This is a genomic window from Niabella digestorum, assembly GCF_036409055.1.
Taxonomy (GTDB): domain Bacteria; phylum Bacteroidota; class Bacteroidia; order Chitinophagales; family Chitinophagaceae; genus Niabella; species Niabella composti.
Map to the genome: position 1 here is coordinate 130,636 of NZ_JAZGLY010000004.1, position 13,776 is coordinate 144,411.

Annotated in this window: 12 protein-coding genes and 1 riboswitch; of the genes, 2 read left to right on the forward strand and 10 right to left on the reverse strand. The window is 42.0% G+C overall.

Annotation, left to right across the window (positions count from 1 at the left end; genetic code table 11):
• Nucleotides 1-44: 44 nt before the first annotated feature.
• Together obgE and V2H41_RS08070 are read right to left on the reverse strand one after the other, a co-directional pair.
• Nucleotides 45-1,052, reverse strand: coding sequence for a GTPase ObgE (gene obgE, locus V2H41_RS08065; protein WP_330974633.1), 1,008 nt, complete (start codon nucleotides 1,050-1,052; stop codon nucleotides 45-47).
• Between the two features lie 70 nt (nucleotides 1,053-1,122).
• Nucleotides 1,123-1,572, reverse strand: coding sequence for an SET domain-containing protein (locus V2H41_RS08070; RefSeq protein ID WP_330974634.1), 450 nt, complete (start codon nucleotides 1,570-1,572; stop codon nucleotides 1,123-1,125).
• A gap of 115 nt (nucleotides 1,573-1,687) precedes the next feature.
• Here V2H41_RS08070 and V2H41_RS08075 point away from each other — a divergent pair, with 115 nt between their 5' ends.
• On the forward strand, nucleotides 1,688-2,782 hold the full coding sequence (locus tag V2H41_RS08075) for a mandelate racemase/muconate lactonizing enzyme family protein (RefSeq protein WP_330974635.1): 1,095 nt from the start codon (nucleotides 1,688-1,690) through the stop codon (nucleotides 2,780-2,782).
• Nucleotides 2,783-2,806: 24 nt separating this feature from the next.
• Nucleotides 2,807-5,038, forward strand: a complete 2,232-nt coding sequence (locus V2H41_RS08080; RefSeq protein ID WP_330974636.1) for an FUSC family membrane protein — start codon at nucleotides 2,807-2,809, stop codon at nucleotides 5,036-5,038.
• Here the strand turns inward: V2H41_RS08080 and V2H41_RS08085 are convergent.
• The 8 genes from V2H41_RS08085 to V2H41_RS08120 form a co-directional block, all read right to left on the reverse strand.
• Nucleotides 5,025-6,119, reverse strand: a complete 1,095-nt coding sequence (locus tag V2H41_RS08085; protein WP_330974637.1) for an acyl-CoA dehydrogenase family protein — start codon at nucleotides 6,117-6,119, stop codon at nucleotides 5,025-5,027. The genes V2H41_RS08080 and V2H41_RS08085 overlap by 14 nt on opposite strands.
• On the reverse strand, nucleotides 6,100-6,729 hold the full coding sequence (pnuC, locus tag V2H41_RS08090; protein WP_330974638.1) for a nicotinamide riboside transporter PnuC: 630 nt from the start codon (nucleotides 6,727-6,729) through the stop codon (nucleotides 6,100-6,102). Before pnuC ends, V2H41_RS08085 begins: the two co-directional genes overlap by 20 nt.
• 49 nt (nucleotides 6,730-6,778) lie before the next feature.
• A riboswitch (TPP riboswitch) is annotated at nucleotides 6,779-6,877 on the reverse strand.
• 407 nt (nucleotides 6,878-7,284) lie between these two features.
• On the reverse strand, nucleotides 7,285-7,992 hold the full coding sequence (locus tag V2H41_RS08095; RefSeq protein ID WP_330974639.1) for an MIP/aquaporin family protein: 708 nt from the start codon (nucleotides 7,990-7,992) through the stop codon (nucleotides 7,285-7,287).
• Between the two features lie 61 nt (nucleotides 7,993-8,053).
• Nucleotides 8,054-9,544 (reverse strand): glycerol kinase GlpK, encoded by a 1,491-nt coding sequence (gene glpK, locus V2H41_RS08100; protein WP_330974640.1) that lies wholly within the window; start codon nucleotides 9,542-9,544, stop codon nucleotides 8,054-8,056.
• 104 nt (nucleotides 9,545-9,648) lie between these two features.
• On the reverse strand, nucleotides 9,649-10,023 hold the full coding sequence (locus tag V2H41_RS08105) for a glycerophosphodiester phosphodiesterase family protein (RefSeq protein WP_419784738.1): 375 nt from the start codon (nucleotides 10,021-10,023) through the stop codon (nucleotides 9,649-9,651).
• A 38-nt stretch (nucleotides 10,024-10,061) separates the two neighbouring features.
• Nucleotides 10,062-10,544 (reverse strand): glycerophosphodiester phosphodiesterase family protein, encoded by a 483-nt coding sequence (locus V2H41_RS08110; protein WP_330974641.1) that lies wholly within the window; start codon nucleotides 10,542-10,544, stop codon nucleotides 10,062-10,064.
• A 10-nt stretch (nucleotides 10,545-10,554) separates the two neighbouring features.
• A complete protein-coding gene (locus V2H41_RS08115) occupies nucleotides 10,555-12,174 on the reverse strand; it encodes a DUF5689 domain-containing protein (protein WP_330974642.1) in 1,620 nt (539 codons plus the stop codon).
• 27 nt (nucleotides 12,175-12,201) lie between these two features.
• Nucleotides 12,202-13,770: a SusD/RagB family nutrient-binding outer membrane lipoprotein gene (locus tag V2H41_RS08120; RefSeq protein ID WP_330974643.1), complete on the reverse strand. Its 1,569-nt coding sequence runs from the start codon at nucleotides 13,768-13,770 to the stop codon at nucleotides 12,202-12,204.
• Between the last annotated feature and the right edge of the window lie 6 nt (nucleotides 13,771-13,776).

Genomic DNA, 13,776 nt, shown 5'->3' on the forward strand with positions numbered 1-13,776 from the left:
ATGTACTGTCATGCACATGATAGTTAAATTGCATATTAAGAAAATTAAAGCTCCGCTTCTTTCTTATTCAGCGCCTTCCACAATGCATCTTTCAATTCGGTGAGACCGGTTTGTGTAACAGAAGAAATAAACATGTGAGGAATGTGCTCCGGCATTTCTTTACTAATTGCTTCGCGAAGTTCATCATCCAGCATATCGCTCTTACTAATAGCTATCAACATTTCCTTATGCAGCAGTTCTGGATTGTATTGTTCTAGCTCGTTCAAAAGCACTTCAAACTCTTTACGATGGTCGGAACTATCTGCCGGTATGAGAAAGAGCAAAACGGGATTGCGCTCTATATGTCTTAGAAACCGATGTCCCAAGCCTCGTCCTTCGGCTGCACCTTCGATAATACCCGGCAGGTCGGCCATACAAAAGCTTCTTCCATCTCTATACTGTACAATTCCCAAATTAGGGGTAATAGTGGTAAATGCATAATCTGCAATTTTAGGTTTGGCTGCGGTTATAACAGATAAGAGCGTAGATTTGCCCGCATTTGGAAAGCCTACCAGCCCTACATCGGCCAATACTTTTAGCTCCAAAATTTTCCAACCCTCTACACCGGGTAATCCCGGCTGTGCATATTCAGGAGCCTGATTGGTTGCAGTAGCAAAATGTGTATTGCCCCATCCGCCCTTACCTCCAGGCAACCATATTACCTCCTGCCCGTCTTCCAGTATTTCTGCCTCCTTTTCGCCGGTTTCTTCATCCATGGCTATAGTACCTAACGGCACTTCCAGTATAATATCTTTTCCGTTGCGTCCGGTACGATTGTTGTGGCCGCCGTTTTCGCCGTCTTCGGCCAAAACATTTTTGTGATAACGCAGGTGCAGCAATGTCCACAGGTTTCTGTTTCCTCGTAATATAATATGACCGCCGCGACCACCGTCGCCACCATCAGGTCCCCCCTTCGAGTTAAACTTATCTCTTAAGAAATGTTTGATGCCCGCACCGCCATGTCCGCTGCGACAAAAAATACGTATCTGATCAACAAAATTACTTTTCTCCACTTCCGAATATTTAGGGCAAAGATAGGTCGGGAAGTATAAAGCTCAGATGAGAATATGTGTTGAGCTGTGTTTAGCGTTGTTTCTTGGAAGCTTTCTTCTTCTGCTCTGCCTGTTCGATTTTTATATTTTCCTTCACTTGCCGCCAATAATCCTTGCCATAGGGTACTAATACTTCACTACCGGCAGGAATATCTTTGGCTGCTTTTATAAAAACCCGGTCGCCATCTTCGTAATAAATAGCGTTGTTTCTCAGGCCAGGTACACGAGTGAGTCCCTGAGCATCATTAGCATAGCGGCCGAAAGATTTTACATCATCCTTAGCATCTATTACATGATCGTCGTCAATATAGTAAATATAAGGATTATCCACATCGTCTTCAACCTCGGCCCAGGTTGTTTTACGTCCTACATACTCGGTGATAATCGTTCCCTTTGGTACATCTACCAATACAAACAACCCCTTACCAGCGTTAGGAATAGTGGAGGTTTTCACCTTTAAGTACTTTGCAGGAAGACTCATAGTTTTCAGAAATGCTGTGCGAATATATTGCAATTGCAATTTGCAGTAAAAATTATTTATGTATTAAGGTCAATCTTTCGAATATTATTCGTCAGTTATTATGTATTTTTAGAGCATGCAGAAATCAGCCATCATCACCGGTATTGAGCTACATAAAATTTCCATTCCCCTAAAAAAACCCTTTGTTATCTCTCTGGGACCTCTATATAGTGCCGACAATGTAGTAGTAGTAATACATACGACTGAAGGTATTACCGGATGGGGAGAGTGTAGCCCTTTCATGAGCATTAACGGAGAGAGCGCCGACACTGGCCTGGTTGTAGGAAAGTATTTTGAAAAACTATGGCTAGGCAAAGATGCCTTGCAGATAGAAGAGCGCATTAATGAGCTGGATGGTTTGATATATGGAAATAACAGCATCAAAAGTGCCTTTGATATGGCGCTTTACGATATTGCTGCACAGCAAGCAGGAAAACCATTGTACCAATATCTAGGAGGAAGAAAAAACAAAACAATTGCCACTGATTATACCGTTAGTGTGGGTGATGCCGCACAAATGGCTGCCGACGCGCTAAAAATTAAGGAAGCTGGCTTCCCCGTAATTAAAGTTAAAATAGGCAAAGGCGGGGCAGCAGATGTAGAACGGATCAGAGCAATCAGAGAGGCAGTAGGCTATGATATTCCCCTGAGAATCGACGCCAACCAAGGTTGGCAGTTTGAGGAAGCGGTGGAGGCGCTTAAAGCGATGGAGCCCTTCAATATTCAACACTGCGAAGAACCTTTACCACGCTGGGATTTTATGAAGTTGCCCGAACTTAGAAAGCAGAGTCCTATTCCTATCATGAGCGATGAAAGCTGTTGTGATTCCCACGATGTGAAAAGACTAATAGACCTGAAAGCTTGTGACCGTATCAACATCAAACTGGGAAAAAGCGGAGGTATCTTTAAAGCTTTACAAATGATACAGCTTGCCGAGGCTGCTAATATGGAAATTCAGATAGGTGCTTTTTTGGAATCACGTATTGCGATGAGTGCATTTGCCCATCTAGCCTTATGCAGCGACAATATTGTGTATTACGATTTTGACACAGCCCTTATGTTTAATGAAGACCCGGTGGAAGGAGGTATCCGATATAAAGATAAAGGCGTGATAGAGGTTCCTGAAACACCCGGGATCGGAGCTACATTATCGGCGAACTTTTTAACTTAGAATAACTGATCATTTTTTTGACCGGTGGACTATATAAAAGAATATCGCAAGTTTGTCAACAGCTACTATTTTAATGAGGCTATTCGTATTACCATTGGTATTACGCTCCCTGTTATTGTGTGTAATTATTTTGATAGGCTTCAGACGGGATTAATCCTTTCACTGGGAGCACTAGCCGTAAGTACTTCGGATATTCCCGGCCCCATCGGCCAACGGCGAAATGGTATGTTGGCGTCGATAGGACTCATCTTCCTGATATCTCTTATAACCGGATTTATCAATCAGTACCATATACTACTGGGCTTCGAAATTTTGCTTTTTTGTTTTATGCTCAGCATGATCGGAGTGTATGGGGCTCGTGTCAATGCCGTGGGATTTGCGGGTATGCTTATTATGGTGATTAATCTGGATCTCCACATGGAAAACTCCCAGGTATTAATGCACAGTGTCACATTAGTAGCCGGCGGTTGCTGGTATATGATACTGAGTTTGGCTTTGTTCGGTGTAAGGCCTTATAAAGTAATACAACAGGCGCTTGGGGATTGTATTATTTCCATAGGAGATTATTTTGCTACTCGGGCGCTGTTTTATGATAAAAATGCTGATTATGACAGCATATATAAGCGATTAATGGAACAGCAGCAGCAGATTGAAGACAAGCAAAGTCTACTGCGTGAGATGATGTTCAAAAGCCGCAGCATTGTCAAAGAGTCTACCATTACCAGCAGAACCTTATTAGTAATCTTTTTAGAATCGATTGACCTTTTTGAAAAAGCTGCTGCTACGTTTTACAATTACCAGTCCATGCATAAACGCTTTGATGAAAGTGGCATTCTAGAAGATTTCAGGCGTGTGATTGATGTAATTGTGGATGAACTGCATCTTATCGGCTTAGCTGTACAAAGTGGAAGGCCTACACGCGCATCCAGAAGGCTGAACAACGAATTAAGAGTGCTTAAAGAGCGATTTGAAAATTTTGCCAATGATTACCGAAAGCCCGAGTCATTCGACGCCATCGTAAACATGCGCAAACTATTACAGTCGGTAGAAGATATTACATTGCGCATATACACCCTGCATCATTATACTCGATATGACATCAAAAAAGTTCAGAAGTACAAGTTATCCGACGATTATCAATATTTCGTTAACAAGACGGATTTGAATATTCAAACTCTAAAAGAGAATCTCTCTTTAAAGTCCAATACTTTTCGTCATTCTATCCGTGTTACCATAGCCTGTCTGCTGGGTTATATCGTAGCGCATGCGCTTAAATTGCAGTATAGCTACTGGGTTTTGCTAACCATCATTGTAATTTTAAAACCCACTTATAGTGTAACCCGACAAAGAAACTATCACAGACTGATAGGTACTTTTATAGGAGCTTTAATAGGACTAGGATTATTGTTTATTATTCCCACACAAAATGGCAAGTTTGCTGCCATGATTGTGCTGATGATCATCACCTATAGCTTCATGCGTACCCGATATCTGGTAAGCGTAATATTCATGACCGCTTATGTGATGATCTATTTTTATCTGCTAAACAGCCATCGTTTTTATGAAATTTTCAAAAGTAGACTGATTGATACTACTGTTGGATCGATTATTGCGCTTACGGCGGCGTATGTACTGGTACCTTCTTGGGAAAGAAGACAAATCAGTACTTATATGGTAAAAGCACTTATTGCCACCAAAGCTTATTTCGAAACTGTGGCCGGAATTTTTGCCACAGGGCAGTTAAATGAAAGAGATTATAATATCCGGAGAAAAGATGCGTTCATTGAGCAGGCTAACTTGTCCGGAGGGTTTACCCGGATGATGAACGAACCTAAGAGCAAACAGGGCGATATTAAACGCATCCACCAGATGGTGGTGCTCGTCTACACCCTCAACTCGCACATTGTTTCCTTGGCAGCCATGACTAAAGGATTTTCTAATGTATTTCCTCATGAGGATTTTAGTGCCATCAAGAACGATATCATCGCCGATCTTAATGAGTCTATCTCCTTAATCGAAAACAAAGGGAAAGAAATTCAGGAATCAAAACATAATGATGCTCCAATGGAGCTGAAACACGAACTGAACGAACTGATCGAAAAACGAAGAAGAGAATTACAACAAGGGATCATTGATACGGAAACGCGAAAGATGCTGACCACCTTTAAACCCGTTGCCGATCAGTTTTTATTCATCAGTCGTATAGCCGAAGACATTAAGAAGTTGGCCAAACGATTTGCATCTAACGGTATGTAGAGAAAGTCAAAAGCCCATGCTGGCTAGCTGTAAATATATCTCTAAATATTTTGTTGACCTCCGTATTTTCGTTGGCTGCAAATAATCCGCAATAAGGTAATATTTCTGCAGCAGCCTGTCTACAGGTTTGTACTAAAAGGCGACTTTTATGCCGTACACTGAGCAAACGTGATTGCCTCAATCTTCCTTTCTGCAGTAGTTCTGCCCAAGAATGATCAGCTATTTTATAAAAATCAGTCGCAAGCTTATTGATTTTTTGCTGATGGACCCGAAGGATTGTTTTCGCCTCCTTGAACTGCAATTTATTAATTCGATTAAGTTCGAACCTCTGCAGTAATATGTTGTTGGTCTCTTCCAGTAAATGATTTACCATACCCAAGGTATTTACAGCAATGGTGGTTTCTGCAAAAGACATAAATGGATAGTGGTAAATATCATGCTTCAATGTAGTATGCGCGGTATCGATAATAAAACTTCGCTCAGGTTTTACCTTGAGATCTTTAACCCTAAAGCTATGGCTGGCTGTAGCCCTGAGGCCTATAGTATTCCAGTCTTCCAAAACCTCTACCTCGTTTTTCTTAAAGAAGAAAGAACGTACCAATGGTTGCCCTTGCTCTGTAAGTACAGTTTTGCCGTCTTTTTCAATAATACAATTAGCTGTAAAATGAGTAAGATGTGGAGCCCCTGTAGCATATTTCCAACATCCATTGATGATATATCCATTCTTCACCAGGCGGGCAACGCCGTTCACGGCACCACTTCCTCCTAGGCATACATTTTTTTTACTGAAAATTTTGGCGCCAGTATCTTCTTCAATATATCCTACAAACAGGTTGGCTCCTGCACAAAGGGTTACGGTCCAGCCCAGACTTCCGTCCACGTAAGCCAAGGCTTCCTCAACACGCAATGCCTCAGGAAGACTCAGCTCCAAACCATTCAAGTGTTTAGGCACGAAAAGTTTAAACCATTGCCTCTCATAAATGATATTTAAAAGCGCGGGGGTTAAAGCGCCTGCTTTCTCAGATTTCTGACATAATGTTCTCAAATGAGCGACTTCTTCCTTATTCAAAACTAAACTCATGAACTTGTTTTTGTTTTTTCAAAATCCTACTCCAATCTCTATAACCCAGTATAGCTACAATAAAAAGAAACAATGTTAGTAGGGCATACAGAGGCAATTCTTTATAAATCAAAAGCGGTATGGCAAAAGCATTACTGATATTGAGCAATATCCAATTTTCTATCTTGCGTTTTGCAAGCAACCACATTCCAGCCCAAGCAGTGGCACTCACCCACGAATCAAAAATCGGAACGGTAGAATCAGTAAACTGTATAAGTACAAAATACAGCACAAAAAATGCAACCACTACAATTCCTGTAGTCACAAGCCAATCCGATCGATTGGCACGAGTAATATGTGTTAAAGCATTATTCCCTTTCTGCCAGCGCCACCAGCCGTACACGCTCATCACAAAATAATAGACATGTAATGCACTTTCGGCATACAACCCGGCATGAAAAAAAATATAAATGGAGATAAGTACGGCAATAATGCCACAAGGATATAACCATACTTTATTAGCTTTAGCCAACAATACTTCGGCCACACCAAAGCTCACGCCAATCCATTCCAATAATGGTACGGCTTTAAGCTGCTCCCAAAAAAGAGAAATCCAATGCTGAATGCTCATAATTCCCTGTTGTTATAGACAACTCACAGGGATGTCTGGATAATATAATAGACAGAAGATACTTCAACTCCCTACGCCAGCATTACCTGGATCAGGTTCTTTGGGTATAATCTCAGCCCGTTATATTAAGGCACCCCATGAGCAGCACAAATATAGGATGAAAAATACTGTAAGAAGAAATATCGTATAAGGTTTTATATTTTATTTAAGAAGCTTTGACAAGATAAAAATGATTTACAGCAGGATATACTTTAATCATATTGGACTAATTGAAAATTGAAATGGACATTACATGTAGGCCCCGTAAGGCCTTATTATTTTATCTATCATGCACATTTGGGTAACGAGCTTATCGAGCATGAAAGGGGGCCATGTGTGCTTTGGCAAGTTTCCCCCAACATCTATTATTAATACCAATGAAGTAGCAGCATGGGAATATGCAAAATAAATGAGGTGTAGCCTGACATTCAGACTACACCTCATCATTTTATACTCCTGGTTCCGAATTATCGTTGAGAAAATAATGCCCGAGAGTATACTACCACAAAAAGTTTCTTATACTAATAAATCAAAAACTATCGCAGCTAATAATCCTCCAATAATTGGACCCAGAACGGGAATCCAGCTATAAGACCAATCGCTGCTTCCTTTTTTACCAAGTGGTAAAATAGCATGCATGATACGAGGACCTAAGTCTCTTGCCGGATTGATAGCATATCCGGTAGGACCACCCAAGCTTAAACCTATAGCTAATACAATCAAAGCCACAGGTAACGCCTCTAACGAACCCACACTGCTGGCCGGTGCGGACAAAAACAGTGCTCCGAATATCAATACAAAGGTTCCAATGGCTTCGGTAATCAGATTATTGATAGGGTTGCGAATTGCGGGGCCGGTACTAAAAGTTGCCAGCTTAGCACCAGTATCCTCCGTTTGCTCATAATGCTGTTTGTAAGACAGCCATACTAGCAAGGAGCCTAACATAGCACCCAGCATTTGCCCGGCTATATACTGGCCTACAGAAGAAGCGCTTATTTTTCCTAAATAAGCCATGGCAATAGTAACAGCTGGATTAAGATGTCCTCCACTATGCGCGGACGTAATAAACACTCCCGCAAACACAGCCATGGCCCATCCAAAAGTTATCACAATCCATCCGCCATTATTGCCTTTTGTTTTATTTAGCAGTACGTTAGCTACCACACCATTACCTAACAGAATAAGTATGGCGGTGCCGATTAATTCACTGGTAAAAATATTCATATGGAGCATTTAAAGGTTAAGGAACTAATTATCCAATTGCCAAAAGCATCGCAGCGATTTCTTACTCTGCCCAAGCTTGTGCGGCTTTAATAGCACGGGCCCATTCTTTCTGTAATGTAGCTCGTACTTCGTCTTTCATGCTGGGTTCAAACACACGCTCTTCTTTCCAGTAAGCCTGCACTTCATTGATATCCTTCCAAAAACCGGTGGCCAGACCTGCTAAATAAGCCGCTCCCAACGCCGTAGTTTCAGTAACAGTGGGTCTTACCACTTTTGTATTCAGAAGATTGGATTGAAACTGCATGAGGTAATTATTGATAGTAGCGCCCCCATCCACGCGCACCTCTTTAATGGTAATGCCTGCATCAGACTCCATTGCCTTCAATACATCCATAGTTTGGTATGCTATGCTTTCAACAGCGGCACGTGCTATATGCCCGTCGCTGGAGCCTCTGGTAAGGCCTACAATAATTCCTCGAGCATGCTGATTCCAGTAAGGCGCGCCCAAGCCTGTAAATGCCGGTACCATATACACGCCTCCATTATCATTTTCTGTAGCTGTCAAAGCTTCTACATCGGAAGATTTCTGAATAAGTTTCAGTCCGTCGCGTAACCATTGTACCACAGCACCCGCAATAAACACGCTTCCTTCCAGTGCGTAATACACTTTATTATTAATTTTCCAGGCGATGGTAGTAAGTAGATTATTTTTAGACTCTACAGGTTTAGTACCGGTATTCATCAGCATAAAGCATCCGGTACCATAAGTATTCTTCACCATGCCTTCGTGTATACACATTTGACCGAATAGTGCCGATTGCTGATCTCCTGCAATACCGGCAACCGGTATTTGCGCAGATGTTAGCAACTGTTGTGTATGTCCGTATACTTCGCTGCTGGAGCGCACTTCGGGCAGCATATTACGCGGAATATTCATAATCTTCAACAATTCATCATCCCAATCCAGAGTATGAATATTGAAAATCATGGTGCGTGATGCATTGGTTACATCGGTGGCATGTACCTGACCATTGGTAAGCTTCCATAAAAGCCAAGTATCAATAGTACCAAAGCAGAGCTCGCCTTTTTCCGCTTTGGCGCGAGCCCCTTCTACATTATCCAGAATCCATTTGACTTTTGTACCGGAAAAATAAGCATCGGTAACCAGGCCGGTTTTTTCTTTGATGATAGCGGCAGTACCATCAGCCTTTAATTGATCACAATAGTCGCTGGTACGTCGGTCTTGCCAAACAATAGCATTATATATAGGCTCCGATGTATTACGATCCCATACTACTGCGGTTTCGCGCTGATTAGTAATACCTATAGCGGCAATATCAGTAGGTGCTATACCAGCTTTTGTAATGGCCTCTGCAGCAACACCAATTTGTGTACTCCATATTTCATTAGCATTATGCTCTACCCAACCGGGCTGAGGAAATATCTGTGTAAATTCTTTTTGAGCAACAGCAACAATATTACCTGTCTTATCAAATACTATGGCACGCGAACTAGTAGTACCTGCATCAAAAGATAGAATATATTTTGACATATCAATCGGTTATTTGGCCAATATACTGGCTCTTGTTAGTGAATACAAGCTAATCGCAATTAAAATATCTATTCTAATAGTCATTCGTTTCTCAAGATAAAAATTTACAACTGAGCAAACAAATCAGAATAGTCGCTAATAATTCCATCTACTCCCATCGCTTTCAGCCTTTTCATTTCATCCAGATCATTCACCGTCCATGGTATAATACGCATGCCCCTCTTACGACAATCCTTTATCATGTTATCGGTTACAATACTATAGTGAGGGCTTAGTGCGGCAGGTATAAAACCTAGTGATTTTATCAATTCATCAACAGAGCGTTTTTCTTTTGCGTCTATCAAATACGATAATGCGTATTGAGGATATTTGCGATGCAAAATATGCAGTGCGCGTGTATCAAAAGTTTGTATTACCACTCGGTCAGCGATCTTCTTCTTATTGATCACATCCATTGCCAGATCGATAAAGGTCTCCAAATCAGGATAGTATTTTCCATCTGAAGCGGGACGTGATTTTATTTCAATATTGTAATATACGGTCCTATTTTTTTCTTAGCATAGGCCTCCGTTTCCTCTAGTAAGTCAGAAAGTAAAGGCTTTGACGCCTTCATTTTCTTTTGACGTGGAAATTCAGGATTGAACTTCAGCCCTACATCGTATTTCTTAATGGAGTCGTATGTCAGCTGATACAATACTATTTTGCGAGCAGCCTCACGTGTAAGAGTATCTCCCTGCGGGGATGTAACAAAATTACTGTTAAAGGTAGGGTCATGCGATACTATCACTTTACGGTCTGCTGTAAGCTGCAAATCCATCTCCAGCGTAGTAATGCCGCGATCTATGGCATCCAACATAGCTGGAATGGTATTCTCAGGCATTAAACCGCGGCCTCCGCGGTGCGCCTGGGAGTCAAATCCCTTTTGCGCATATACCGCGAAAGCCATGCAGTTTAGTAGCCATATAACGATGAATCGTCTCCCTTTTAGCACAAATGCCATTCCATTAGTTTTATTCTTCCAGTCTAGTTACATTTGGATGCTTTTCGATATCGTCAATAGTAGCCGGTGGGAATCCGTCTGTTTCAACCTGGAACAGCTCTACTACTGTTTGTTTACGAGCAGTAGTCCATCTACCCAATGTCACATTATACACACCACCCATCATATTAAACAGGCTGGCATCGGTAGCTGCGGTTGGGTGCCGTTCATTAGTCGCATACGGCATAAATGTAGTGTTACCTGGAGAGCGATAGTATAAGTAAGGAATGGTTTCCGGTTTATAAGTTTCAGGATTTATCACAACAGAGTACATAGAGTACCAGTCGTTGTTACAAATTCTGTAGCCGCGAGGCGGGTTCAGAGAAGGATCGTAAATAGAAGCTCCTCCCCCTGATGCGATAAACAATACATCCACAGGAACTGACTGCTCAGTAACAGTGGTTCCTTTAAATATAGCTACACCGGAGGCGTTACCACTATTAGCAAAAGGACCTGAAGTTCCGAAATTGCTAGGACGCACTAAGCCGCCATCGCCTGCGTTGGTAGATCCGCTGGAGGTACTATACGTTTTTTGAATGAAAATTGCATCCGGAGGGAAGGGGGTACCTGCATTACCGTTAATTTTTCTACCTTGGAATCCGAAATAGAAGAATTTACCTTTAGGCACTACCCCTGAGGTGATATTCCACTTAATAGTGCGCTGCCCACCGGTAGCCCAGCCGGCATCCAGAGCCGGAGTTGAAGCTCCCGCATTATTGCACACTACAATACTATAAGGAGTTACAGAAAAATCAATATCCTTGGTAGCCATCAACTGTACATATTCCTGACCACCATCACTGCCTTTAGGGTCTGCCATAATGCCGGTAATCAGAATATCCTGCGCAGAAGATCCCATGTTCAGCATATCATCTGCGTTGCGCGTACGTACTTCAAGTGAGCCATCTGGCTTACCGAAAGGTATCACCACATAGGCTCCAAGACCGTAAGGAGCCATATTAGCATAGCTCACACCAGGATCAGTATACAGGGTTACGTTGGCAAAGCCATCATTAATAACTTTTGCACCACTGATAACATCACCGGGTTGTGGAGCTGGATTAAAGCTTGACTTGTTTAGAATACACAGCGTACTTTCGTAATCCTCCGGTTTGGCCAGCAGTTGAGCAATATTGACGGTATTTACATTAATTACTCCCCTGCCTTTTTTAGCAATATGGGACTCGGAAAGACCCGTGATCATCAATATCCCATCCTTACGAGTAAGTACTCCTCCTAAAACATCAATCAGCAAAGAATCACCGGGCTTATAATTTGCTGCAGCCGGTCCGAGCTCAATAGAGATACCTCTTAACAGATCCAGACGTCGGCTGTCCTGAACCACCAATAAACCTGGAGGAAGATTACCCTCGGCATGATCTGATATTACCACTACACCTATTTTCGAACCTCCAAACATCAGATCCCTAGTAAGGGTCACGTCCTCTCCGTGGTAGATAGTGCGCACATCCAGTAGTGCAACTACATCATAAGGCACACCTCCCGGATAGTTACCGTACCCGCCTTTTTTACAACCGTTTATGGCGGCGGCGATACAGATTAATAAAAGTAGTTTCAATAAAGATTTCATCTCAATATTTTTTTATTGTTGATACAATTAGGGTTTTCTTTGCCACCAAACCTCGGTATTGATTTGATCGGGCCCCTGAGCCTGTACGGCTTCTCTATAATTGGTAGGATTGGCCGATTGTACATATACCGGGTATACCATACGAGCCGGCATTACACCTCCGTTTTGCAAACCGGGACCCTTTGGTAAAATCGGGTGACCGGTACGTCTATACTCAAACCATTGTTGCAGATCGGTAAGGAATAACGCATAATATTTCTGTTTGTGAATCAACTCCATTTTGTCTTCAAAAGAAGCATTATCATCCCACAAATAACCACCTTCAGACAAAGTACCCAAATATGTATTAAAGTTAGTTGATGTGGGGCTTTCAGGGAAGTTAGGCACCCAGTAGTTGATGGCAGCTGCAATTCCCCGATACAGATAGTCTTTGGGATCTCCTTCTATCCACTCCTTTAAGCAAGCTTCTGCTAAGATAAATTGAACTTCTGAATATTGCATAATAATTCCGGTCAGGCGGTTTTGCTGTAAGGAGCGCTCACCTCCTGTGCTGGTATTATCATAGCTTTGGAAATAACAACCCTTAGGCTCTCCCTGTCCAGGCAGATAGCCACTGGAAACACCAGCCCATCCCCCACCTGAGGCTTGAGCAATACCCAGTCGTCCAATGTTACCATGACCGTAAGGAGTTCCTGACACTAATCGTGGGTCGGTCCAGGCCACTAGTGGATCAATAAAGAAGCTACAGATAGCCGGAGCTCTGAAGTCCTGAGCTCTTACATTTACCAGATAAGGGTTAGTGAACGGATCAGTAGTGTCTTGTCCTCCGTTCCATAAAATGTTTGCACAATCTGCATTGCTTTCAAAAATGGGATATTGGGCGGGATTTGTTACAATTTCCTTAATTTTTGCAATACAATCAGCTTGCACTTCGGCTTTACCTGAGATGCGCAGCAACAAGCGTAGATACAAGGAGTTTCCGAATTTTCTCCATTTGTGAATATCCCCTTCATATACCGGATCACTGGAAGCTTTGATTTCTTGATTTTCTGCCAATAGTTGATTTGCTTCTTCCAGTTTTCTGAAAAGATCTAAATAGATATCCTTTTGTCTGTCAAATTTTGGCTGCACATTACCGTCTCTACCTTGTAGCGCCTCAAAATAAGGAATATCGCCATAAGTATCTGTAAGGTTGGCAAAGAGCCATGATTCGCAAATCAGTGCAATACCCTGATAAGATTTGTTAAGTTGATCTGGCTCGCTGGCTTTGTTGTAAATATCTCTGAAGTTATTCAGATACACATACCAGTTGTTCCACAAATAATCCGATACATTGGACCTGAAGGCGTATCTGAACACAGTATTATCACCATCACTCATGTTTACCGTAACCTGCATAAGCTCGTTGTTAAAGTTGCGGTTACGATTCATTCCGGGCCATATACCGTCTACTAAAGCCGGAGTTAGTAATCGATCCGGAGAAGTGTGCAGAATGTTAATAGGGTCGATATTTAATTCTATAAACCCTTTTTTACATGAATACAATGTTGATAGCATCAACACCATCATGCTGCTTATAAATAATTTCTTTTTCATCTCTTT